The organism is Ruegeria sp. YTSC230, assembly GCF_059609665.1.
Window position 1 is genome coordinate 403,508 of the sequence record NZ_JBXWMC010000002.1, and the last position, 21,996, is coordinate 425,503.

Annotated in this window: 20 protein-coding genes; 15 read left to right on the forward strand and 5 right to left on the reverse strand. The window is 57.5% G+C overall.

Going from position 1 to position 21,996, the window contains the following annotated elements; all coding sequences use genetic code 11:
• The first annotated feature begins 113 nt into the window (after positions 1 to 113).
• The gene (locus tag AC2FD9_RS06025; RefSeq protein ID WP_496835884.1) at positions 114 to 1,385 is read left to right on the forward strand and encodes an MFS transporter; all 1,272 of its coding nucleotides are present in this window, start codon (positions 114 to 116) and stop codon (positions 1,383 to 1,385) included.
• Here AC2FD9_RS06025 and AC2FD9_RS06030 read toward each other — a convergent pair.
• Positions 1,382 to 2,278 carry a LysR family transcriptional regulator ArgP gene (locus tag AC2FD9_RS06030; protein WP_496835885.1) on the reverse strand — a complete coding sequence of 299 codons (897 nt, stop codon included), beginning with the start codon at positions 2,276 to 2,278 and terminating at the stop codon, positions 1,382 to 1,384. The genes AC2FD9_RS06025 and AC2FD9_RS06030 overlap by 4 nt on opposite strands.
• 86 nt (positions 2,279 to 2,364) lie before the next feature.
• Here AC2FD9_RS06030 and AC2FD9_RS06035 point away from each other — a divergent pair, with 86 nt between their 5' ends.
• From AC2FD9_RS06035 to AC2FD9_RS06060, 6 genes are all read left to right on the forward strand, one after another.
• On the forward strand, positions 2,365 to 2,964 hold the full coding sequence (locus AC2FD9_RS06035) for a LysE/ArgO family amino acid transporter (protein ID WP_282119077.1): 600 nt from the start codon (positions 2,365 to 2,367) through the stop codon (positions 2,962 to 2,964).
• Positions 2,965 to 3,004: 40 nt separating this feature from the next.
• Positions 3,005 to 3,913, forward strand: coding sequence for a DMT family transporter (locus AC2FD9_RS06040; RefSeq protein ID WP_282151670.1), 909 nt, complete (start codon positions 3,005 to 3,007; stop codon positions 3,911 to 3,913).
• A gap of 87 nt (positions 3,914 to 4,000) precedes the next feature.
• Positions 4,001 to 4,573: a choline-binding transcriptional repressor BetI gene (gene betI, locus AC2FD9_RS06045; RefSeq protein WP_496835888.1), complete on the forward strand. Its 573-nt coding sequence runs from the start codon at positions 4,001 to 4,003 to the stop codon at positions 4,571 to 4,573.
• Positions 4,570 to 6,078, forward strand: a complete 1,509-nt coding sequence (gene betC, locus AC2FD9_RS06050) for a choline-sulfatase (protein ID WP_282168871.1) — start codon at positions 4,570 to 4,572, stop codon at positions 6,076 to 6,078. The genes betI and betC overlap by 4 nt, the downstream gene beginning before the upstream one ends.
• 73 nt (positions 6,079 to 6,151) lie before the next feature.
• A complete protein-coding gene (betA, locus tag AC2FD9_RS06055; RefSeq protein WP_496835890.1) occupies positions 6,152 to 7,810 on the forward strand; it encodes a choline dehydrogenase in 1,659 nt (552 codons plus the stop codon).
• A 91-nt stretch (positions 7,811 to 7,901) separates the two neighbouring features.
• Positions 7,902 to 8,141, forward strand: coding sequence for an HP1242/YdcH family protein (locus tag AC2FD9_RS06060; protein WP_170558723.1), 240 nt, complete (start codon positions 7,902 to 7,904; stop codon positions 8,139 to 8,141).
• Between the two features lie 73 nt (positions 8,142 to 8,214).
• On the opposite strand, the gene AC2FD9_RS06065 is transcribed toward AC2FD9_RS06060, so the two are convergent.
• Together AC2FD9_RS06065 and AC2FD9_RS06070 are read right to left on the reverse strand one after the other, a co-directional pair.
• Entirely contained in the window at positions 8,215 to 9,615 is a 1,401-nt protein-coding gene (locus AC2FD9_RS06065) for a helix-turn-helix domain-containing protein (RefSeq protein WP_496755071.1), read from the reverse strand.
• 64 nt (positions 9,616 to 9,679) lie between these two features.
• Positions 9,680 to 10,885 carry a multidrug effflux MFS transporter gene (locus tag AC2FD9_RS06070; RefSeq protein WP_496835892.1) on the reverse strand — a complete coding sequence of 402 codons (1,206 nt, stop codon included), beginning with the start codon at positions 10,883 to 10,885 and terminating at the stop codon, positions 9,680 to 9,682.
• A 183-nt stretch (positions 10,886 to 11,068) separates the two neighbouring features.
• On the opposite strand from AC2FD9_RS06070, the gene AC2FD9_RS06075 reads away from it, so the two are divergent.
• The 3 genes from AC2FD9_RS06075 to AC2FD9_RS06085 all read left to right on the forward strand — a co-directional run bounded on the left by AC2FD9_RS06075 (position 11,069) and on the right by AC2FD9_RS06085 (position 13,687).
• Positions 11,069 to 12,601, forward strand: a complete 1,533-nt coding sequence (locus AC2FD9_RS06075; protein ID WP_109313344.1) for an acyl-CoA carboxylase subunit beta — start codon at positions 11,069 to 11,071, stop codon at positions 12,599 to 12,601.
• Positions 12,602 to 12,711: 110 nt separating this feature from the next.
• Complete coding sequence (locus AC2FD9_RS06080) at positions 12,712 to 13,197, forward strand: DUF6497 family protein (RefSeq protein ID WP_282168867.1); 486 nt, start codon at positions 12,712 to 12,714, stop codon at positions 13,195 to 13,197.
• Between the two features lie 136 nt (positions 13,198 to 13,333).
• Positions 13,334 to 13,687 (forward strand): hypothetical protein, encoded by a 354-nt coding sequence (locus AC2FD9_RS06085; protein WP_058276835.1) that lies wholly within the window; start codon positions 13,334 to 13,336, stop codon positions 13,685 to 13,687.
• 86 nt (positions 13,688 to 13,773) lie between these two features.
• Here AC2FD9_RS06085 and AC2FD9_RS06090 read toward each other — a convergent pair whose 3' ends face one another.
• Entirely contained in the window at positions 13,774 to 14,931 is a 1,158-nt protein-coding gene (locus tag AC2FD9_RS06090; protein ID WP_282168866.1) for a DcaP family trimeric outer membrane transporter, read from the reverse strand.
• 650 nt (positions 14,932 to 15,581) lie between these two features.
• On the opposite strand from AC2FD9_RS06090, the gene AC2FD9_RS06095 reads away from it, so the two are divergent.
• Positions 15,582 to 15,785 carry a hypothetical protein gene (locus AC2FD9_RS06095; RefSeq protein WP_058275656.1) on the forward strand — a complete coding sequence of 68 codons (204 nt, stop codon included), beginning with the start codon at positions 15,582 to 15,584 and terminating at the stop codon, positions 15,783 to 15,785.
• Positions 15,786 to 15,902: 117 nt separating this feature from the next.
• Positions 15,903 to 17,948 (forward strand): acetyl-CoA carboxylase biotin carboxylase subunit, encoded by a 2,046-nt coding sequence (locus AC2FD9_RS06100; protein WP_282168865.1) that lies wholly within the window; start codon positions 15,903 to 15,905, stop codon positions 17,946 to 17,948.
• Between the two features lie 76 nt (positions 17,949 to 18,024).
• Here the strand turns inward: AC2FD9_RS06100 and AC2FD9_RS06105 are convergent, their stop codons facing one another.
• A complete protein-coding gene (locus AC2FD9_RS06105) occupies positions 18,025 to 18,471 on the reverse strand; it encodes a DUF4174 domain-containing protein (protein WP_058275658.1) in 447 nt (148 codons plus the stop codon).
• Between the two features lie 168 nt (positions 18,472 to 18,639).
• On the opposite strand from AC2FD9_RS06105, the gene scpA reads away from it, so the two are divergent.
• From scpA to AC2FD9_RS06120, 3 genes are all read left to right on the forward strand, one after another.
• Positions 18,640 to 20,766 carry a methylmalonyl-CoA mutase gene (scpA, locus tag AC2FD9_RS06110; RefSeq protein WP_282168864.1) on the forward strand — a complete coding sequence of 709 codons (2,127 nt, stop codon included), beginning with the start codon at positions 18,640 to 18,642 and terminating at the stop codon, positions 20,764 to 20,766.
• Between the two features lie 104 nt (positions 20,767 to 20,870).
• Complete coding sequence (locus AC2FD9_RS06115; RefSeq protein WP_496695989.1) at positions 20,871 to 21,473, forward strand: VOC family protein; 603 nt, start codon at positions 20,871 to 20,873, stop codon at positions 21,471 to 21,473.
• Positions 21,470 to 21,994, forward strand: coding sequence for a GNAT family N-acetyltransferase (locus tag AC2FD9_RS06120; protein WP_496835897.1), 525 nt, complete (start codon positions 21,470 to 21,472; stop codon positions 21,992 to 21,994). Before AC2FD9_RS06115 ends, AC2FD9_RS06120 begins: the two co-directional genes overlap by 4 nt.
• Positions 21,995 to 21,996 lie beyond the last annotated feature (2 nt).

A 21,996-nucleotide genomic window follows, 5' to 3' on the forward strand; every position in this document is an offset into this window, starting at 1 on the left:
GTTTTCATTTTTGACACAGGGGGTTCTTGGCCGGTTGCGTGGAACTGAGTACCATGGATTGATTAAACCCAAGTGGCGCGCCCTTTTGCGAGCCGAGGAACCCAAGCGCGCATATGACTGACAAGTCACTGGACACATCGAAAAGAAACGTTCCGGTCCTGGCTGGGCAAAGCATTCTGTCTCAGGTGGCGTGGACCCTAGGCAGCCCATCCGTGGTCTTGCCATTTCTGGCCGTGTCGCTTGAGCTTCCGATGTTCATAGCCGGCGCGCTGGTGTCGGTGCGGATGGTTGGCAGCATGATATCGGATGTTTTCCTCGCGTATCCCATCGCAGCGCGTGACCGCAAGAAACGTGCAATCGCGATGACTGAGGTCGCAATCGGTGCCTGCCTGATTTTGGCTTTGTTGGTGGCCTCAACAGGTGTCGTTCCGGTCATAGGTGTGGCTTTTGTCGCGGCATTTTTCATGATCGGTTTGATCGAAGAAATTCAGTCGCTGATGTATACCGATCTGCTGGGCGATCAGGTGCGCTCCAAATCGCGGATGATCATGCATTATCTGCAGCTGGGGGTGGGTGGATTGGGCGCAATCGGATTGGCGTTGCTGGTTCACGAGATCACCAAAGAAAACCCACCGTTTTCGCGCCATTCCGCAGTCATCGCCGTTTCGGTAACATTCTTTGTCCTGTCCGGCCTGTCGATTCTAATGATGTCCGAAACCGTCGGTCCCACCCAGGAACAGGGCGCGCAACGGGTCAAGAAGCGAAAGTTCCTGGATAACTTCACCGATATCGCCGCAATGTTCGATCAGCACTGGTTCCGCCGGTACATGATCATGCGCATGCCGCTTGTCGTCGTATCCCTGTCCGTACCGTTCTTTGCGCTGATCGCAGCCGAAGCGCACCACAATTCGGCCAGAGGGCTGACGGCGATGATCGTGTCGTCGGCGTCGGGGTATCTTGTATCTGCCCCACTGTGGCAATTGGTGAACATGAAATCGCATCGCGCCGTGATGGTCACCGGGAACCTGATGGTGGCGCTGACGGGCGGTGCGCTTTTGTCCGTGCACTTTCTGGGCATGGACCATGACGTTCACTTACACGCCATTGCCTTGTTCGTTGTCACTGTTGCGGTGACAGGGATCAGCAGTGCCCGCAAGCTGTACTTCCTGGACGTTGCCCCAAAAGATCAGAGGGTCAAAGGTGCCGCAGCGATCAAGAGCATTTGCCGGATCTCTGGCGTATTGCTCTCGGCCGCGTTGGCAGGCGTTGCGCATTTGCACGAGGTCGCCTGGGCAATCGCCTTCATCGTCGCCACAAGCGTTTTCGCGGCGGTCGCCTGTTACCGTGTTGTTATTCCCAGCGAGAAAAAAGCGGTTCAGTCCTAGTCTGCCGTGTCAGCAGGAAGCAGGGCACCATTGGCGGCGCGTTTGACTGCGCCAGTCAGCGGGGCCAACGCCGTGGATAGCACACGACCCACCTGCCAGGTCAGCCCTACGTCAAGACGCGCGCCCGGTACCAAAGGGCATAACCGGCCGTCTTCCAGCGCTGGGCGCGCAAGGTTTTCCGGGTTCATTCCCCAACCAATCCCCGCAATGGCCGCTTCTACAAATCCCTGAGAGGAGGGCAGGAAATGCGAGGGGGGTGATAGCCGTTGACCTGTCTGCCGGGTAATCCAGGCTTTTTGCAGCCCATCCTTGCGGTTGAATGTCAAACAGGTGGCGCGGGACAACGTCTCGACATTTACACCGTCCGCGAACCATTTGCGCATGAAATCGGGGCTGGCCGTGGGGATGTACCGCAGGGCGCCAAGGGCGACGGCGTCGCTGCCTGGGACTGTATCACCTCCGACCGTTATGGCGGCGCTGACCTCTCCGCGCCTCAGCCATTCAGCCGAATGATCCTGATCGTCAACGACCAGATCGAACAGCAGGCCGTCGACCTGAGACATGACATTGATGAACCACGTCGCCAGGACGTCGGCTGGCACGGCGACGCGCACGCGCGCGGGGTCGTTGGTTTGATCAAGCGTCAGTTCGCGGGCCAGATGCGTCTCAAGTAACCCGATGTCCTCGGCGTGTTGAGCGATACGCAAACCCATCGGAGTACCCGTGCAGGGCGTTCCCCGATTGATCAGGGTTGCGCCGACAAGGTCTTCCAGCGCCTTGATCCGCTGTGAAACCGCGGAAGGCGTAACCGCAAGTTCTGAGGCGGCCGCGTCAAAACTGCCATGACGCAGGATGGCAGACAGCGCAGTCAGGTGGTTTGGATCCAGTAGCATTAGACAGACTTAATTCAGGTCAGTATCTTTAATTTGATAGATGTTCGGTAAGCAAGTAGTCAACGCCTCAGACTATCGGAGGTTTCATGTCCACATCCTTGATCGCAGGCTTTGTGCTTGGTTTCAGCCTGATCCTCGCCATTGGCGCGCAAAACGCCTTTGTTCTGCGTCAGGGATTGCGGCGCGAGCACGTATTCCCACTGTGCCTGACTTGCGCGGTTTCTGATGCCATTCTCATAGCCGCCGGCGTTGCGGGTTTCGGAACATTGGCGCACGCGTTGCCCTGGTTCGAGACTGTCATGCGATATGGCGGGGCGATCTTCCTGATATGGTACGGTTTGCGCAGCCTGAGTTCGGCCTGGCGCGGCGGAGCGGTGATGGAGATCGGCGAGGGTAAGCGGGTCAGCCTGAAATCTGTTCTGCTGACCGTTCTTGCGTTCACATGGCTGAACCCGCATGTCTATCTGGATACAGTTGTGCTGATTGGTTCAATCTCGGCGCAGTATGAGGATCGGCTGGCCTTTGCGCTTGGGGCAATGACGTCCAGCTTTGTGTTCTTCTTTTCGCTGGGCTACGGGGCAGGGATGCTGTCCCCGATTTTCACAAGACCACGGGCGTGGCAGGTGCTGGATTTAATAATCGGCATGGTCATGCTGGCAATTGCTGCAAAGCTCGTATTGATGTGACGGGTTGCCTCTGCCAAGTATTCGGTGTTCAACCGTTAACATGTCAACTTTAACCGCCCAACACCGCCCCGTGGCTGGCATGCTCTGGATGTTTTCGGCAGGCTTGTCGTTTGTGGTCATGACCGCGTTGGTAAAGTCGCTGGGCTCCACGATGGACCCTACGCAGGCTGCGTTTCTGCGGTTTGCCTTCGGCTTGATCTTTCTGTTGCCGGCGTTGCGCCTGGTGTTGAAAACCCACCTTACACGCAGCCACATCGTGTTGCTGGGGACACGCGGTGTCGTCCACGCATTTGCAGTGATGCTGTGGTTCTTCTCGATGACCCAGATCCCGCTGGCCGAGGTTACGGCGATGAACTACATGACGCCGGTCTATGTCACGCTGGGGGCCGCGTTGTTTCTGGGCGAGAAGCTGGCCATCCGTCGGATCGCCGCGATTGGCGTGGCACTGGTTGGCGTTCTGATCATCCTAAGGCCGGGTTTTCGTGAGATTTCACTGGGTCATATCACCATGCTAGGCACGGCCCTGACCTTGGGCGGATCTTATCTGATCGCCAAAGTGCTTGTGCGTGATCTGCCGCCGTCGGTCGTTGTGGCGCATATGTCGATCTGGGTGACCATAGCCTTGATCCCCTTTGCGATTGCAGTTTGGACCACGCCCAGCTTGCGCGACCTTGGAGTGCTGTTTCTGGTGGCCAGTTTTGCCACGGCGGGCCACTATTTCATGACGATCGCACTTAAGGCGGCCCCGGTCGCGGTCACACAGCCGGTTACGTTCCTGCAGCTGATCTGGGCCACCCTGTTGGGCGCGCTGGTCTTCAACGAAAGCATCGACATTTGGGTTGTCGCGGGTGGTACGGTGATTCTGTTGGCGGTCAGTTTCATTGCCTGGCGCGAAGCGGTTTTGAACCGCAGCAGCTTGACGACCCCCAGTATCGCACCCAAACTCTGACCGTTGGCGGTCGCATGAAACGTTATTGATTGACGAGTCAATAAAAACCCCTTAGCGTTTTCTCAAATACGCAATGAGGGGATAGCGATGCCGAAACTCGGAATGGAGCCAATCCGCCGTGACGCGATCGTCAAGGCAACAATTGCCGAGCTCGGGTCGAAGAAATCCCTTGATGTAACGGTCAGCCAGATTGCCAAACGGGCAGGCATGTCCAGCGCGCTGGCGCATCATTATTTCGGTGGCAAAGATCAGATATTTCTGGCCGCCATGCGTCGTATCCTGTCGGACTTTGCCGACGAGGCTAGGCAAGAACTGAAGAATGCTGTCCCGCAGGAGCGCGCGCAGGCCATTATCCGGGCCTGTTTTGCACCATCATGTTTCACACCGGATGTCATTGCTGCGTGGATGACGTTCTACGTGCTGGCCCAAACCAATGATGATGCCTTGCGCCTTTGGCAAATCTATCAGGCGCGTATCCGGTCGAATCTGACCCACGCCCTGCGCCCGGTGCTGGTCGATCCGGCCGAGGCGGCCGAAAACATGATCGCCCTGATCGATGGGCTGTATATCCGCGCCGCGCTAAGCGCGCCGGAAGAACCGCAGCTGGCGGTCAATCACGCGATGCGTGTCCTCAACACTCTGCTCGAGGCTGAAAAATGACAAAACCGAACATTCTGATCCTGATGGTGGATCAGCTTAACGGGACCCTCTTTCCAGACGGTCCCGCTGACTGGCTTCACGCTCCAAACCTGAAGAAGCTGGCTGAGCGGTCGACCCGGTTTGCCAATGCTTATACGGCTTCGCCGCTTTGCGCGCCGGGGCGGGCCAGCTTCATGTCCGGTCAACTGCCTTCGCGCACGGGTGTCTACGACAACGCCGCAGAATTCCGCAGCGACATCCCGACCTATGCGCACCATCTGCGCCGTGCGGGCTACTACACCTGCCTGTCCGGCAAAATGCACTTTGTCGGCCCAGATCAGATGCACGGGTTTGAGGACCGCCTGACAACCGATATCTACCCGGCTGATTTTGGCTGGACGCCGGACTATCGCAAACCGGGTGAGCGTATTGACTGGTGGTACCACAATATGGGCTCGGTGACGGGCGCAGGCGTGGCCGAAATCTCCAACCAGATGGAGTATGACGACGAGGTCGCCTACAACGCCAAGGCCAAGCTCTATGATCTGGCGCGCGGCAAGGATGACCGCCCATGGTGCGTGACCGTCAGCTTTACCCACCCGCATGACCCTTACGTGGCGCGCCGCAAGTATTGGGATCTGTACGAAGACTGCGAGCACCTGCAGCCCGAGATTGCGGACATTGGCTATGACAATCAGGACCCGCACTCAAAGCGTATCTTTGATGCCAATGATTGGCGCAGCTTCGACATCACAGAAGAAGACATCCGCAAGTCGCGCCGCGCGTACTTTTCCAATATCTCGTATCTGGACGACAAGATCGGTGAAATCCTCGAGGTGCTGGAAACAACCCGGCAAGAGGCGATCATCATGTTTGTCTCGGATCACGGCGACATGCTGGGTGAACGGGGCCTGTGGTTCAAAATGAACTTCTACGAGGGATCGGCACGCGTGCCGTTGATGATTGCCGCGCCGGATATGCCGGCAGGCCGTATCGACACACCGGTTTCGACAATCGACGTCACGCCAACCCTTGGCGCACTGGCGGGTGTAGATATGGCCGAGATCGCGCCGTGGACCGATGGCGAAGACCTTGTACCACTGGCCAATGGCACCGAACGGACTGCTCCGGTGAAGATGGAATACGCGGCCGAAGGCTCGTATGCGCCGCTGGTTTCGCTGCGCTATGGCAAGTGGAAATACAATCGCTGCGCACTGGACCCTGATCAGTTGTACGACCTTGAGGCTGACCCGCATGAGTTGGAAAACCTCGCGGAAAATCCCGAACACGCAGGTACACTGGAAACTTTGCGCGCGAAATCTCAGGCGCGTTGGGACTTGGATCAATTCGACGCGGATGTCCGCGCCAGCCAGGCGCGCCGCTGGGTTGTTTACGAGGCGTTGCGGCAGGGCGGGTATTACCCATGGGATTACCAGCCACTGCAGAAGGCATCCGAGCGCTACATGCGCAATCACATGGATCTGAATGTCGTCGAGGAAAACGCCCGCTACCCGCGCGGCGAGTAACCTCTTCACCTTTTTGAAAATACTCCTGCCGAACGGTTCAAAACGCAGTTCGGCAGGATATGGAGACCTGAAAATGGAAGCAGATTTCGTCATCGTCGGCGCAGGATCCGCAGGTTGCGCGATGGCATATCGCCTGAGCGAGGCCGGGGCCTCGGTTCTGGTGATCGAGCATGGTGGCACCGATGCGGGCCCGTTCATCCAGATGCCAGCGGCGCTGAGCTATCCGATGAACATGCCGATGTATGACTGGGGTTACAAGTCCGAGCCCGAGCCGCACCTGAATAACCGCGAACTTGCCTGCCCGCGCGGCAAGGTGATCGGTGGATCATCCTCGATCAACGGTATGGTTTACGTTCGTGGCCACGCGCGTGATTTTGACACTTGGGCGGAGATGGGCGCCGATGGCTGGTCTTATGCGGATGTGCTGCCCTATTATAAGCGCATGGAAACTTGGCATGACGGTGGACATGGTGGTGATCCGACATGGCGCGGCACCGATGGTCCGCTGCATGTCTCGCGCGGACCGCGCGAGAACCCTCTGTTTCAGGCTTTCGTCGATGCGGGTCAGCAGGCGGGATACGAAGTTACCGGCGACTATAACGGTGAAAAGCAGGAAGGCTTTGGCCCGATGGAACAAACCGTCTGGAAAGGACGGCGTTGGTCGGCGGCAAATGCGTATCTGAAACCTGCGCTCAAGCGCGATAACTGCGATATCGTGCGCGGACTGGCCTCAAAAGTGGTCATTGAAAACGGCCGCGCAATTGGAGTGGAATTGATCCGAGGTGGCAAGACTGAGGTCATCCGCGCCCGGCGCGAGGTGGTTCTTGCCGCGTCCTCCATCAACTCTCCCAAGCTGCTGATGTTGTCAGGCATCGGTCCGGCAGCGCATCTGGCCGAGCATGGGATCGACATCGTGGCGGATCGCCCGGGTGTGGGTGCGAACCTTCAGGACCACCTGGAGCTTTATATCCAGCAGGCATCCCTACAGCCCATCACACTCTACAAACACTGGAACCTGATCAGTAAAGGCCTGATCGGAGCACAATGGTTGTTCACAAAGACCGGGTTGGGTGCATCAAACCAGTTCGAAAGTGCGGCATTCATCCGATCAAAGCCGGGCGTGGAATATCCTGACATTCAGTACCATTTTCTGCCGATCGCCGTACGCTACGACGGTCAGGCAGCAGCTGAAGGTCATGGTTTTCAGGCGCATGTCGGGCCGATGCGCTCGCCCTCGCGCGGGGCGGTCTCACTTCGGTCGGCCAATGCCGAGGACGCGCCTGTGATCCGTTTTAACTACATGAGCCACGAGCAGGATTGGGAAGATTTCCGCACCTGTATTCGCCTGACACGCGAGATTTTCGGGCAGGATGCGTTCAAACCGTATTCCGGTAAAGAAATTCAGCCGGGTGCGGACGTGCAGTCTGACGAAGCGCTCAATGCCTTTATCGCGGAACATGCCGAAAGCGCGTATCACCCTTGTGGAACCTGCCGGATGGGTCGGGCTGATGACAAAAACGCTGTGGTCGATCCCGAGGGGCGCGTTATTGGCGTGGACGGGCTGCGCGTTGCCGACAGCTCCATCTTCCCGCAGATCACCAATGGCAATCTGAACGCGCCATCTATCATGGTGGGTGAGAAGATGTCCGATCATCTGTTGGGTAAGAATGCCCTGCCAGCAGCCAATGACCAACCTTGGATTAATCCCCAATGGGCGGTTGCACAGCGATGATCGAAAGAATGATTTGATCCGCGTCAAAGATTGACGGGGACCGGACGAATAGACTTGAATCGCAACAACATGTTTTGAGGAGCGAACAGGAATGTCCCATACCCCGCACGAACTGGCTGAAGAGTTTCCGGACAAGGTTGAGCTGATGAGCCAACTCAAGCAGACGGACGCTCACTTTGCGCGGCTGGCGGATGAATACCATGAGATTAACCGCGAAGTGCATCGAGCCGAAACGAATGTTGAGCCGATGGATGATCTTGCTGAAACGGACCTGCGTAAGAAACGTGCGGGTTTGAAAGACGAGATCTGGGCTATCCTGTCGAAAGCCTGAGGCATGTCGGGGGCTCCGCCCCCGGTCGCGGCAGGCCGCGCCTCCCCCGGGATATTGTCAGGCCAGGTAAAGATCAGGTGACTTCATAGGGCAGGGTGCCGCGGGTATGGGCGTCTATCGTTAAGCGTCTTTCCAATGGCGGAACCGATCGCTGATGACAATTCTGCCGCTCGCAGATGCGGCAGGATATGCCAATTGGCTCGTAGGCGCTGGCGTTGTTGAAGTCCAGATTGTCGGCATAAACCAGCGCCTCGGCGTGACGCACTTCGCACCCAAGGGCAATGGCATAACGACGTACCGGTGCACCGTATGAGCCTCCGGATTTCGACACGTCCCGAGCCAGAGAAATATACTGAACGCCATCGGGTGTTTCTGCAAGCTGACGCAGAAAGTGGCCGGGTGTTTCGAAGGCGCGGTGCACGTTCCATAAGGGGCAGGCGCCGCCGAACCGGGCAAATTGCAGACGCGTGGCCGAGTGTCTTTTGGTGATCGTTCCGGCCTGATCAACGCGAACGAAAAAAAACGGAATGCCTTTTGCGCCAGGGCGTTGCAGGGTCGACAACCTGTGCGCCACCTGTTCGATCGATGCGCCAAACCGGTTACTAAGCAGTTCAAGGTCGTGACGATATTCCTGTGCTGTGGCCAGAAATTTGGCATAAGGCATCAGTGATGCGCCGGCGAAGTAATTTGCCAGCCCGATCTTGGCAATGGCACGGGCCTCATCGCTGTGAAATTTGGCAAAATCCAGCGTTGCTTCAAGAAGTTTGTCCTGACTGATCAGTGCAACCTGCAACAACAACTGAAACACCTGAGTTTGTGGTGCGGTTCTGGACGAAAGCTGCAGTGTTTTGTTTTCTGGGTCGTACTTTCGGGTTTCATCGATATCCGGGAATTGTACCCGGATGCCGCGCTCCGCGAGGCCGTCCAGGGCTGCGGCGCGTATGCCACCTGCATCCTCGGCGCGCCCGGCAAATCGTTCAGCCGCGCGGTCTACCGCGTCGATATAGTTGTCGCAATAGTGGAAGAAGTCCCGCACTTCCTCCCATGGGCTGGCCTGGATTTGCGCGTCTTCGCGCCCCAATGCTTCGTCAAGAGAGGCCAGGCGTTCATGCGTCTGACGATAGGTGCGGTGCAGAGCAATGAAGGCTCGTGCCAGAGCGGGTGCGTTTGAAGCCGTCAGGCGGAGATCGGCGAGTGGCGGAACGGCATCGTCAAAGACCGGATCGGCCAATGCCTCGCGCATGTCCGAGACCAGGCGTTCACTGTCGCCGGTGCTCAACTCGGTGACATCCATTCCGAATTCTTGCGCCAGCGCCAGAACGACCGTGGTCGAAATCGGACGGTTGTTGTTCTCCATCTGGTTCAGATAGGGCAGGGAAACACCCAGTTTGGCGGCAAATTCCTTTTGGGTCAGGGACAAGCGGGTACGCATTTCGCGTAGCTTTGCACCTGCATAGAGTTTCTGAGTCGCCATTTTGGGCCTTTGCAACTTTCCTAATTTGGCAAGCTAACTTTGCAAACCGTCATAGGCAAGCCATTCAAAGGCCCAGTTGCCGTTCGCGTCGAATGACGGACAATATTGCGCATACTGCCAGGACCGAGGTTGCCAGCATCAACCACAGCAGGGGCATTGCTCCAGTTTCATGGGTTAGCAAGGCTCCTGCAAGCGCGCTGAGGCCTGCACCGCCGCCCAACATAATGGCGCCACTTAGCCCAGATGCCGTCGCGGCCAGATGCGGTCGCACCGAAAGCGCGCCTGAGGTTGCGTTGGGAATCGTCATGCCGTTTCCAATGCCTACAAAGGTCATGAAGCCGAAAAAGCTGAGCGCCGTTCCGAAGCCGGCCAGAAACAGGATCGCGGACATTGCAACGCCTGCTGCGTTCAGCCAGCAGCCCCAAAGTACCATTCGATTGACGCCGAAGTGAACGGAATAGCGACCGCTGAAGAAATTGCCAAAAAAGTACCCTACGGCTGGGGCGCCAAAGTAGATGCCGACCTCGGCGGCGCTGAGGCCGAATAGTTCGGTGCCGATAAAGGGAGCGCCGCCCAGATAGGCAAAGAAGGCGCCAGACGACAGCGCGGATGATAGCGAATAGCCCCAAAATCGCGGGGAACCCAGCAGTTCGGGGTATTCCCGGAATTGTTGAACCAGTGTTTTGCCGCTCTTGGCTGAGGTTTCGCCAAAATCTAAGTAAGTTAGCACCAGCGTCATTACGCCAAGAACGAAGGGCAGCCAGAAGTTGGCTTTCCAGCCAAAGCTCTCCTCCAACAGGCCTCCGATCGCGGGTCCGATCATGGGGACAATGGCCATGCCCATCGTTACATAACCGATCATAGACGCCGCCTGGTCCTGATCATATAGGTCCCGAACCGCCGCACGGCTAAGAACCATGCCGACCACGATGATTGCCTGACACATTCTGAAAACAAGAAAAACCTGGACGTTGGGTGCATAGATGCAGCCCAACGTAGCCAATAAAAAAAGGACCAACCCCCAAAGTAGAACGGGACGGCGCCCCGCCTTGTCGGCAATTGGTCCGATCAGGATCTGAAGCACCGCATTGACCAGCAGGTACAGGGCAATCGACAGCTGCATGACCTTGTAGTCGGCCTGAAAGTGCAGTGCCATATTGGGCAGGCTCGGCAAAAACAGATTGAGGCTGAGCGCGGACAATCCGGACAGCAAAACCAGAGTGGTAATTTTAGGAGGCGAGCGATGCGCCGACGAAGAACTAAACTGCATAGTTCACGTGTATAGTCACCACGGATAAGAATGCCATCCATCACGCGTTTTGTGAGTGAAGATTAGCAAGTTTACAATATTCACCAAGATGATTGGAAAAGATTTGCAAATTTGCCGAAAGATACTTTGGTCTTGCGGCATCTACGTATAGTGTCCGGCCAGATTTTACAGGGGATCATCGTTATGAAAGACATCCTTTCCGAACTTGAAGACCGTCGCGACAACGCGCGGCTGGGTGGTGGACAAAAGCGCATCGACGCACAGCACTCGCGCGGCAAACTGACTGCGCGCGAACGGGTTGAACTGTTGCTGGATGAAGGCAGCTTTGAAGAATTTGACATGTTTGTCAGCCATCGGTGCACCGATTTCGGGATGGAGAAGCAAAGGCCAGCGGGTGACGGTGTCGTTACTGGCTGGGGTACGATCAATGGTCGCATGGTTTATGTGTTCAGCCAGGACTTTACAGTCTTTGGCGGCTCGCTTTCGGAAACCCATGCTCAGAAGATCTGCAAGATCATGGATATGGCCGTTCAGAACGGTGCACCGGTGATTGGCATTAACGACTCGGGCGGGGCGCGAATTCAGGAAGGCGTGGCGTCGCTGGCTGGTTATGCCGAGGTGTTCCAGCGCAACATCATGGCGTCAGGCGTGGTTCCGCAGATCAGCGTGATCATGGGGCCCTGTGCTGGTGGCGCAGTCTACAGCCCGGCGATGACAGACTTTATCTTCATGGTCAAAGACACCTCGTACATGTTTGTGACCGGCCCCGACGTGGTCAAGACGGTCACAAACGAAGTGGTTACCGCCGAGGAACTGGGTGGGGCGTCGACCCATACCAAGAAATCCTCGGTTGCTGACGGAGCGTTTGAGAACGACGTTGAAGCACTGGCCGAGGTGCGGCGTTTGGTTGATTTCCTGCCGCTCAACAACCGCGAAAAGCCGCCTGTGCGCCCGTTCTTTGACGAACCCGACCGTCTGGAAACCTCGCTGGATACATTGATCCCCGACAACCCTAATACGCCGTACGACATGAAGGAACTCATCACCAAAGTGGCGGATGAGGGTGATTTCTACGAAATTCAGGAGGATTTTGCCAAAAACATCATCACCGGGTTCATCCGGCTTGAAGGGCAGACAGTGGGCGTTGTAGCCAATCAGCCGATGATTTTGGCCGGTTGTCTGGACATCGACAGCTCGCGCAAGGCCGCGCGGTTTGTGCGGTTCTGTGATTGCTTCGAAATTCCGATCCTGACGCTGGTGGATGTGCCTGGCTTCCTGCCGGGGACGTCGCAGGAATATGGCGGAGTGATCAAGCACGGCGCCAAGTTGTTGTTTGCCTACGGTGAAGCCACGGTGCCAAAAGTTACCGTCATCACCCGTAAGGCTTATGGTGGTGCCTATGATGTTATGGCGTCCAAGCACCTGCGCGGTGACTTCAACTATGCCTGGCCTACAGCCGAAATCGCGGTGATGGGCGCAAAGGGCGCGACCGAGATCATTCACCGTGCCGATCTGGGCGATGCCGAGAAAATTGTGCAGCACACGCAGGATTATGAGGACAGGTTTGCGAACCCGTTTGTCGCGGCCGAGCGTGGCTTTATCGATGAGGTGATCATGCCTCAATCGACCCGCCGTCGCGTTTCGCGGGCCTTTGCCAGCTTGCGGAACAAGCACGTGAAAAACCCGTGGAAAAAGCACGACAACATCCCTCTTTGAGAGGATGTGCCAGGAAATCTGCCCGGCCAAAACGGTTTGGACAGCGTCTCGGACAAACGGTCAGGGCAGATTACTTGGGTGCAAAATTGACTTTGAGGCCACAACTGCTAATGAGTTGCCCAATTAGACATAGAACAGCGCGGGCCGAAAGCCAGGCGCGCGCGATCCCGGAGAGAGGAGCTCGCCTGTGGCGGGTCCGGGATCGCGCCTTAGCTGTTGTACTGTCGGTTTTTGCGGTCCCCGTTCTGGCTGATTCCGAAAACCTGTTGCCGGTCCCGTCCGGACAGCCAGTGCACCTGAGCGACGTTCTGCTGGACAATAACCCCGGTGAGCTTTGGGTGCGGTTTCGCTTTATTGCGCCCAAGATCGGTTCGGACATTGGCCGGATCGGGTACGATATCGCCTCGGTCGACATGGAACATCTGTGCCAGACGCTTGCGGTTACTTATGTGGCTAAATACGAACTGGACGCTGCCCGGGTGGTCATTTCCCTGTCTGACCGGCCCATCGAATTCGGCCGTACATCCCCTGATGCCACGCAGTTCTTTGAAGCCTACCGGCTGGAACAGTCCCGGTGTATCTGGGAGGGGCTTTGACCATGAATCGCGCTATTCATCCCGTCAGGGCATTTCTGAACAGCTACGCGGCTTTGGAGGTGCGCACCATGACATCATCCTGTGACGGATGTGAATATCTGATCCCCATGACCCCTTGTGCAACTGAGGTGGAACCATGCTGAAACATCGCGGATTTCCCGGGCGCCTGCCGGGAACTGACTTTCAGTTCATTATTCGTCGGGCCAATCCCAAAGGCGTGACGCCCCTGACCCGCCGCGAGCGGTTTCGAGATCGTAAACCCGCGGACAAGCGCGCGGATGCGGCTTTTATGGAAGCCCTATGGGCACATTTTGGCGACCAACCGTTTGAGAGGGGCAATTTGGATGCTGGCCGTCTTTGCTGGCTTTTCGAACGCGAAGTCATTCCGGCCGAAGATCCTTTTGATCCAGCTAGTTACGACGCGCTTTTGGTCATTGATCCGAATGTGGGCCGGATTTCCTTCCCCGAAATTTTTGACGGGGTGCGCTGATCGTGCCAACCGCTGTCGCACATAACGCGGTGAGGCCTTCCAGGCCAAAAACCCTGCCCGTGTCGGGGCAGGGTCGGTATGTGTGGTCAGAAGTTCAGTTGCGCCGCCAATTGAATTCGGTTGCTGTCAAAGGTGCGTCCGGTCGGTGCATCGTTCCGCTCACCATAGAAGTATTCGGCGCTAAGCGTCAGATTGTCTGTCGCTTTGTAAAAGGCGTTCACGTGGATCGTTTCAACTTCGGTAAAGGACAAGGTCCCGGACGAGGTCGGCAGGTCGTAATTCTCTTGCCCATAGGCGATGCCGACGTTCCATTTGGGGCTCAGTTCCTGGCGGAATTCCACGGTAAATCCATCCACGTCGTTGGCCTGTCCGTTGACGATGGCGTCACCGGCAGCGATCAGGTAGGGGCCCAAAGCCTCGCCGTCGACATAGTTGACCTGAAACAGACCGCCTTGCCAGGGCCGGATGCCAGCCGAGAGGGTATAGCCGGTCTGATCCACTTCGACCGCGCTGGATTGCGCCTTACCATACAAAGCCGAGGCGCGGGCCAGGTAGGTACCGTTGTTGTATTCGATAGAGCCGGTCAGGACGGGGTCATTCGAATCCGAGCCGCCAACGTTTTCCTCGATCGCCACCGCAAAGGTTGTGTTCGAGCCCAGCGTGTTCGTATAGCGCACCTGAGGGACGCGGGCGAAAGGAATGCCAACGGGGCCGTTGAATTCAACGGTCGTGGGATAGGTGTCCAACGGCTGGAAGTTGGTCCAGAATTGACCGATCAACCAGTTATCACCAATACGGATATTGGCGTGGCGCAGGCGCAGTTCAGCAGGCCCATCCGTCCCGCCGGAAAACAGATCCAGTTCCAGCTGGCCGGCAATATCGCCGATGGCAGACGGCGTATTGGTCCGAAGCCCGATGCGCGATTGGCGCACCGTGGCCCCAAAGGTGCCGCTGGTGGCGTTTGCTGGCTCGCCAATTCGGGTCGCATCGGCAAGGTCGCCCAGTTCAAAGTCGGTGTCGTAGAAGAAATCAGCCTTAACGTACCCATAAACATCAAGAGTGGTGTTTCCGATTCGAAGATCGCCAGTGCCAGCGCCGGGATTTGCGGCCTCGAGGGCTTCGACGCGGGCACGCAGGGCATCAAGTTCCGTTTGCGTCTGGGCGTCTTGGGCGAAAGCAGCCGCGCCGGACATGCCAAGCGCGGATACGGCAAGCAGCAACGCCGTTTTTCTCTTTGCAATCATGTGGATATTTCCTTGTGTGCGAGTGTGCACGGGCACCGTTCCACGCAAGAGAACTTGAGGGAAATCACGAGAACGGGATGGAAAGCGCCTAGTTTCTCAAGGAAACGTGCAAAACTTCCGAACCGTTTTCACCCTATGGTGAACAGATCGGTTAACCCTTTGCGTTTGAGAAGAGAATTTCTAACGACCTTTTCCGCAACCCGTGATGTTGCAGGTGCAGAAACGGATCAATTGCTGAGGAAAAGTAACAGCAACGTGACGGCATTGGCCTCGCGTTTCTCACCTAAAACTGCACCTGATCTCGGCACGAATCTGCGCGCAGGTTCGCCCAATGGGCGATTTCCAGCCGGAATCCTGACCGGAAACAATACGTTGTTTACGCATTTAATTGTGCCAAGCAACCTGACCAAGCCGTGCGGCTCTACTTTGCCTGCGTCGCACAAGCACCTACTATTCCGTACCCCTTCCTTCCGCGGGCAGGCTTGTGATGTTCACAAAGTCCTGCCCGCGTTTTTCTTTGCGCATGATCCAAGCGTAAAGCGGCACAAATTTGCGCAAATCTCCGTTCAGGACTGCCTGTTATTGAATAACAAGGTCGAAATCGGACATCTGCCCCGGAACGCATCAAGAATTCCAAAGGGGCAGATATCATGCGAATCTCGAAACTCGTTCTTGCAATGGCGACCTGCGCAGGCCTTGCCGCCTGTGGTGACACGACGGGCGAACAGGCGCTGCTTGGCGGCGGCGCAGGCGCCGTCGGGGCGGCTGTTGTCAGCGCCGACCCGCTGTTCGGCGCGGTTGTCGGCGCGGCGGGCAACGTCCTGTACTGCAAGACACAAAACAACTGTAGGTAATACCGGGTTTTTCGGGGCGCGCGTCGCCCCGACCGTAATCGCGCAAAACGCCGCCGTGGGGAACGTTCCCTGCGGCGGCGTTTTGCGTTCTCAGAACATCAAGACAAAGGACGTTCCATGTTTAACAAGATCCTGATCGCCAACCGGGGCGAGATCGCCTGCCGGGTCATCAAGACAGCCCGCAAGATGGGTATCGGCACCGTTGCCATCTATTCGGATGCAGACAAGAACGCCTTGCATGTGTCGATGGCGGATGAATCGGTGCATATCGGCCCGCCGCCTGCGAACCAGTCCTATATCGTGATCGACAAGGTCATGGATGCCATTCGCCAGAGTGGGGCCCAGGCGGTGCATCCTGGTTATGGCTTCCTGTCGGAAAACTCGAAATTCGCCGAGGCGCTTGAGGCTGAAGGCGTTGCATTTGTTGGTCCACCGGTTCGGGCAATCGAAAGCATGGGCGACAAGATCACCTCGAAGAAGATCGCGCAAGAAGCCGGTGTTTCCACTGTTCCCGGTTACATGGGGCTGATCGAAGACGCAGAAGAGGCCGTCAAGATTTCCAACGAAGTCGGCTATCCGGTCATGATCAAGGCCAGTGCCGGCGGCGGCGGAAAGGGCATGCGGATCGCGTGGAATGATGAAGAGGCACGCGAGGGCTTCCAGTCGTCCAAAAACGAGGCCGCGAATTCGTTCGGTGACGACCGGATCTTTATCGAAAAATTCGTGACCCAGCCGCGTCACATCGAGATTCAGGTTCTATGCGACAGCCACGGTAACGGCATCTATCTGGGCGAGCGTGAATGCTCGATCCAGCGTCGGAACCAGAAAGTGGTCGAAGAGGCACCGTCACCTTTCCTGGACGAAGCGACCCGTAAGGCGATGGGCGAACAGGCTGTGGCATTGGCCAAGGCCGTGGATTATGCCAGCGCTGGTACGGTTGAATTCATCGTCGATGGCGAGAAGAACTTCTATTTCCTGGAAATGAACACGCGTTTGCAGGTGGAACACCCAGTCACCGAACTGATCACCGGTGTCGATCTGGTTGAGCAGATGATCCGCGTCGCAGCGGGCGAAAAACTGTCGATCACACAGGACGACGTGACCCTGACCGGCTGGGCGATCGAAAACCGTCTGTATGCCGAAGATCCGTATCGTGGCTTCCTACCGTCGATTGGTCGTCTGACCCGCTATCGTCCGCCGCAAGAGATTGCCTCTGGTCCGTTGTTGGTGAACGATAAATGGCAAGGTGAAGCGCCCGAAGGTGAAGCTGCCGTGCGCAACGACACCGGCGTCTACGAAGGCGGCGAGATCAGCATGTACTATGACCCGATGATCGCCAAGCTGTGCACCTGGGCCCCGACCCGTGAGGCGGCGATCGAGGCGATGCGCGTTGCGCTCGACAGCTTTGAGGTCGAAGGCATTGGCCACAACCTGCCGTTCCTGTCGGCTGTGATGGACCATCCGAAATTCGTCAGCGGTGACATGACCACGGCCTTTATCGCTGAGGAATATCCCGACGGGTTCGAAGGCGTTGAACTGCCCGAGGCTGACTTGCGCCGCATAGCCGCGTCCTGTGCCGCGATGCACCGCGTGGCCGAGATTCGCCGCACCCGCGTTTCTGGTCGGATGGACAATCACGAACGCAAGGTCGGCTCTGATTGGGTCGTCACTCTGCAAGGGCAGGAATATGCAGTTGAGATTGATGCGGATCGCGATGGGTCAACCGTGACGTTCTCGGACGGTAATACCATGCGGGTCACTTCGGACTGGACGCCGGGCGATCACTTGGCGGTGCTGGACGTCGATGGCAGCCCGCTGGTTTTGAAGGTCGGAAAAATCTCGGGCGGGTTCCGTATTCGCAACCGGGGTGCAGACCTCAAAGTCCATGTCCGTACGACGCGTCAGGCCGAACTGGCCCGTATGATGCCCGAAAAGCTGCCGCCGGATACTTCGAAAATGCTGCTGTGCCCGATGCCCGGCCTGATCGTGAAGATCGATGTCGAAGTGGGGCAGGAAGTGCAGGAAGGTCAGGCACTGTGCACTGTTGAGGCGATGAAGATGGAAAACATCCTGCGCGCCGAGAAGAAGGGTGTCGTGTCCAAAGTCAACGCAGGCCCCGGCGACAACCTCGCCGTGGACGACGTGATCATAGAGTTCGAGTGATCATGATCGCGTTTTCACCATATCTCCATGGTTTCCCGGCGGTTCGCGCCGGGAGCTTTGGGCGTGGCGAAAGCGCTCAGCCGCCCTCGCGTCGTTCGCGGATTTCGCGTTCGCGCAGGGGCGTTTTGTCGATGGAACGGCCGATTTCACGTGTGCTCCACGGCGAGGGTTTGCGCAGTTTAACCACGCCGTCCTTGTCGACGAACACCATCTGGAAGCCGCGCGGGCGCAATTGTGACCGGATCGGAGAACGGGCAGACGGATCGGTATCGGTCAGCACGACCACATCCCGGTCGCGCATGGCTTCTTCGCCTTCCAGAAGCATGTCGATTTGCTGCCGGAAACGCGGGTCGGCTGGGGTATCGGCAAAGACGACGATGGGCCGGTTGACCCATAAGTATTCGCTCAGCTCGCTATCACCAGCGGGGCGGACAAAATCTTCATCGGCGGGCGCAGACCCATCTGCCGCCATCGCGACCAGCGGGAATAGTGCCGAGAAAACAAGGGCAAGCGTTCGTGTCATAGGGCCTCCTGTTCGTTTGAATATAGCCTCTGCGCCGGTGAATGCGACCGGCGAAATGCACGCAGGCTTCAAAATATCGCGTTTACACCTGCCGCGACGCGCGGCACCGAACGTTAAAACGCGCAGGCCAAGCCTGTTCGCGACCCGAATTGAGAAAAGGAATACACAATGACCGATACGAAAGACTGGCAGGCGCTGGCCGAGAAAGAGCTGCGCGGACGCCCGTTGGACGACCTGACCAAAGAGACTTTGGAAGGTATCGACGTCAAACCTCTTTACACGCAGGAAGACACCGCTGAGCTGCCGCATATGGGGTCGCTGCCTGGGTTCGGTCCTTTTACGCGCGGTGTGAAGGCGACCATGTATGCGGGCCGCCCTTGGACGATCCGCCAATATGCAGGCTTCTCGACCGCCGAAGAATCAAACGCGTTCTATCGCCGCAATCTGGCGGCCGGTCAGCAGGGTGTGTCGGTCGCTTTCGATCTGGCGACGCACCGCGGCTATGACAGTGACCATCCGCGCGTTGTCGGTGACGTGGGCAAGGCCGGTGTGGCAATCGACAGCGTCGAGGACATGAAGATCCTGTTCGACGGTATTCCGTTGGATAAGGTCTCGGTCTCGATGACCATGAACGGCGCGGTGATCCCGATCCTGGCAAGTTTCATTGTTGCAGGCGAAGAGCAGGGGCATGACAAATCCGTCCTGTCCGGCACCATTCAGAATGACATTCTGAAAGAGTTCATGGTCCGAAACACCTATATTTACCCGCCTGAGCCTTCGATGAAGATCATCTCGGACATCATTGAATTCACATCGAACGAGATGCCGAAATTCAACTCGATCTCGATCTCGGGCTATCACATGCAAGAGGCCGGGGCGAACCTGGTGCAGGAACTGGCCTATACGCTGGCCGACGGGCGTGAATACGTCCGAGCAGCGACACAGGCCGGGATGGACGTGGACAAGTTCGCAGGCCGTCTGTCGTTCTTCTTTGCCATCGGCATGAACTTCTTCATGGAGATCGCCAAACTGCGCGCCGCCCGTACGCTGTGGCACCGGGTGATGACCGATTTTGGCGCGAAATCCGAGCGGTCCAGGATGCTGCGCACCCACTGTCAGACGTCCGGCGTGTCTTTGCAGGAACAGGATCCCTATAACAACGTGATCCGTACCGCCTATGAAGCGATGAGCGCGGTTCTGGGCGGCACCCAGTCGTTGCACACCAACGCGTTGGACGAGGCGATTGCGCTGCCGACCGACTTCTCGGCCCGTATCGCGCGGAATACGCAGCTGGTTCTGCAAGAGGAAACCGGCGTGACCGATGTGGTCGATCCGCTGGCCGGTTCGTATTACATCGAAAGCCTGACCAACGAGTTGATCGAAAAAGCCTGGGCTCTGATGGAAGAGGTCGAGGAAATGGGCGGTATGACCAAGGCCGTTGCCAGCGGTATGCCCAAGCTGCGGATCGAGGAAAGCGCCGCCCGCCGTCAGGCCATGATTGACCGGGGTGACGAGGTGATCGTCGGCGTCAACAAGTACCGCAAGGAACAGGAAGACCCGATCGACATTCTGGACGTCGACAATGTGGCCGTGCGCGAAGCTCAGGTCGCGCGATTGGAACGTATCCGTGCAACCCGTGACGAAGCCGCCTGTCAAACGGCACTGGATGCTCTGACCAAGACCGCCCGCGAGGGTGGAAACCTGCTGGCTGCTGCCGTTGAGGCCGCCCGCGCCCGTGCATCCGTAGGAGAGATCAGCATGGCAATGGAAAAAGAATTCGGTCGCCACCGCGCCGAAGTGAAAACGCTGGCCGGTGTCTATGGCGCGGCATATGAAGGCGATGAAGGCTTTGCTGCGATCCAGAAATCCATCGAAGAGTTTGCCGAGGCCGAAGGCCGCCGTCCACGCCTGCTTGTGGTCAAGATGGGGCAAGACGGGCATGACCGCGGTGCAAAGGTGATCGCAACCGCCTTTGCGGATATCGGGTTTGACGTGGATGTAGGTCCGCTGTTCCAAACCCCGGCTGAGGCCGCGCAGGACGCCGTGGACAACGACGTGCACGTCATCGGTATTTCGTCGCAGGCAGCGGGGCACAAAACACTGGCACCACAGCTAGTAGAAGAGCTGAAGAAAGCCGGTGCCGAGGACATTCTTGTAATCTGCGGCGGGGTGATCCCGCAGCAGGATTATCAATTCCTCTATGATCACGGCGTCAAAGCGATCTTTGGCCCGGGCACCAACATCCCCGAAGCCGCTCAGGACATCCTGCGCCTGATCGGTGAAGCGAAAGGCTGAGGCTTTCAAAGATTTTCGTCGAAAAATCTTGTGATCCACCGCCTTTAAGGAAAACATGCGACCAGATCCGATAGGGTTTGGTCGTTTTTCATAGGAGGCGCTGCGTGTTACTGGATCATCTGGCGGTTGCGGGCGAAACGCTCGAAGAAGCGTCTGCCCATGTCGAACAGGCATTGGGAGTACCGCTGCAGGACGGCGGCAAGCATGAAAGGTTTGGCACATATAACCGCCTGTTAGGATTGCGAGACGGCTTGTATCTTGAGGCCATCGCGATTGACCCACAGGCACCGAACCCGCAAAGAACCAGATGGTTCGATCTGGACCGGTTCAAGGGCGTGCCGCGCCTTACCAACTGGATATGCCGGGTGCCGGACATTTCAGCCTCGTTGACCGTGTTTCCGGATGGGGTGGGCCACCCGATCGACCTGGCCCGCGGGGCGTTACGCTGGCAAATGGCGGTTCCGCCAAACGGGCGTCTGCCTTTCGACAATCTGTTCCCGGCGCTTATTCAGTGGCACGGAGATTTGCATCCGGCAAATATGCTGCAGGATAGCGGCTGCCGTTTGCGTCGATTGGTGGTTTTTCACCCGGACGCGCTGGAGCTAGCCAAGCTGCTAGGCGAAATGGACGCTGTGGTTTTCGACACAGGCCCGGTCGCATTGCGAGCAGAGTTCGAAACTCCGCATGGGAAACGCGTTTTGGAATGAAAATTAGACAAGCCAAAGCTGCGGATGCCAAAGAGATAGCTGCGATCACCAACGCAATCATCCGCGACACGCTGGTAACATTCACAACCGACGAACGCAGTGTAGACAGCATTGCGCGTGACATCGAAGCGCGCGGTCCGGCCTATCTTGTGGCTGAACAGGACGACCAGATTCTTGGGTTTGCCACCTATGGTCCGTTTCGATCCGGTCCGGGATACGCGCAGTGCCGAGAGCTAACGATCCAACTGGCCACTGATGCGCGTGAACAAGGTACGGGGCGCGCTTTGATGCGGTCGCTTGAGGCCGCCGCCCGGGCAGAGGGAGCTCATGCACTGGTGGCGGGGATTTCTTCGGCAAATCCGGGGGCAGTATCTTTTCACGCGGCCGTGGGCTTTGTCGAGGTCGGGCGCATGCCCGAGGTTGGGTTCAAGCGGGGGAAACGTCTGGACCTTGTGCTGATGCAGAAAATTCTTGCCGCAGACGGCTTGGTTGCACCTGACAGCCCCGATTTGGGACGCTAGGG

Excerpts from the sequence above, each read along its gene's own strand:
- AC2FD9_RS06025 (WP_496835884.1), top strand. The coding sequence starts at position 114 with ATGACTGACAAGTCACTGGACACATCGAAAAGAAACGTTCCGGTCCTG.
- AC2FD9_RS06030 (WP_496835885.1), bottom strand. The coding sequence starts at position 2,278 with ATGCTACTGGATCCAAACCACCTGACTGCGCTGTCTGCCATCCTGCGT.
- AC2FD9_RS06035 (WP_282119077.1), top strand. The coding sequence starts at position 2,365 with ATGTCCACATCCTTGATCGCAGGCTTTGTGCTTGGTTTCAGCCTGATC.
- AC2FD9_RS06040 (WP_282151670.1), top strand. The coding sequence starts at position 3,005 with ATGTCAACTTTAACCGCCCAACACCGCCCCGTGGCTGGCATGCTCTGG.
- betI (WP_496835888.1), top strand. The coding sequence starts at position 4,001 with ATGCCGAAACTCGGAATGGAGCCAATCCGCCGTGACGCGATCGTCAAG.
- betC (WP_282168871.1), top strand. The coding sequence starts at position 4,570 with ATGACAAAACCGAACATTCTGATCCTGATGGTGGATCAGCTTAACGGG.
- betA (WP_496835890.1), top strand. The coding sequence starts at position 6,152 with ATGGAAGCAGATTTCGTCATCGTCGGCGCAGGATCCGCAGGTTGCGCG.
- AC2FD9_RS06060 (WP_170558723.1), top strand. The coding sequence starts at position 7,902 with ATGTCCCATACCCCGCACGAACTGGCTGAAGAGTTTCCGGACAAGGTT.
- AC2FD9_RS06065 (WP_496755071.1), bottom strand. The coding sequence starts at position 9,615 with ATGGCGACTCAGAAACTCTATGCAGGTGCAAAGCTACGCGAAATGCGT.
- AC2FD9_RS06070 (WP_496835892.1), bottom strand. The coding sequence starts at position 10,885 with ATGCAGTTTAGTTCTTCGTCGGCGCATCGCTCGCCTCCTAAAATTACC.
- AC2FD9_RS06075 (WP_109313344.1), top strand. The coding sequence starts at position 11,069 with ATGAAAGACATCCTTTCCGAACTTGAAGACCGTCGCGACAACGCGCGG.
- AC2FD9_RS06080 (WP_282168867.1), top strand. The coding sequence starts at position 12,712 with ATGAGTTGCCCAATTAGACATAGAACAGCGCGGGCCGAAAGCCAGGCG.
- AC2FD9_RS06085 (WP_058276835.1), top strand. The coding sequence starts at position 13,334 with ATGCTGAAACATCGCGGATTTCCCGGGCGCCTGCCGGGAACTGACTTT.
- AC2FD9_RS06090 (WP_282168866.1), bottom strand. The coding sequence starts at position 14,931 with ATGATTGCAAAGAGAAAAACGGCGTTGCTGCTTGCCGTATCCGCGCTT.
- AC2FD9_RS06095 (WP_058275656.1), top strand. The coding sequence starts at position 15,582 with ATGCGAATCTCGAAACTCGTTCTTGCAATGGCGACCTGCGCAGGCCTT.
- AC2FD9_RS06100 (WP_282168865.1), top strand. The coding sequence starts at position 15,903 with ATGTTTAACAAGATCCTGATCGCCAACCGGGGCGAGATCGCCTGCCGG.
- AC2FD9_RS06105 (WP_058275658.1), bottom strand. The coding sequence starts at position 18,471 with ATGACACGAACGCTTGCCCTTGTTTTCTCGGCACTATTCCCGCTGGTC.
- scpA (WP_282168864.1), top strand. The coding sequence starts at position 18,640 with ATGACCGATACGAAAGACTGGCAGGCGCTGGCCGAGAAAGAGCTGCGC.
- AC2FD9_RS06120 (WP_496835897.1), top strand. The coding sequence starts at position 21,470 with ATGAAAATTAGACAAGCCAAAGCTGCGGATGCCAAAGAGATAGCTGCG.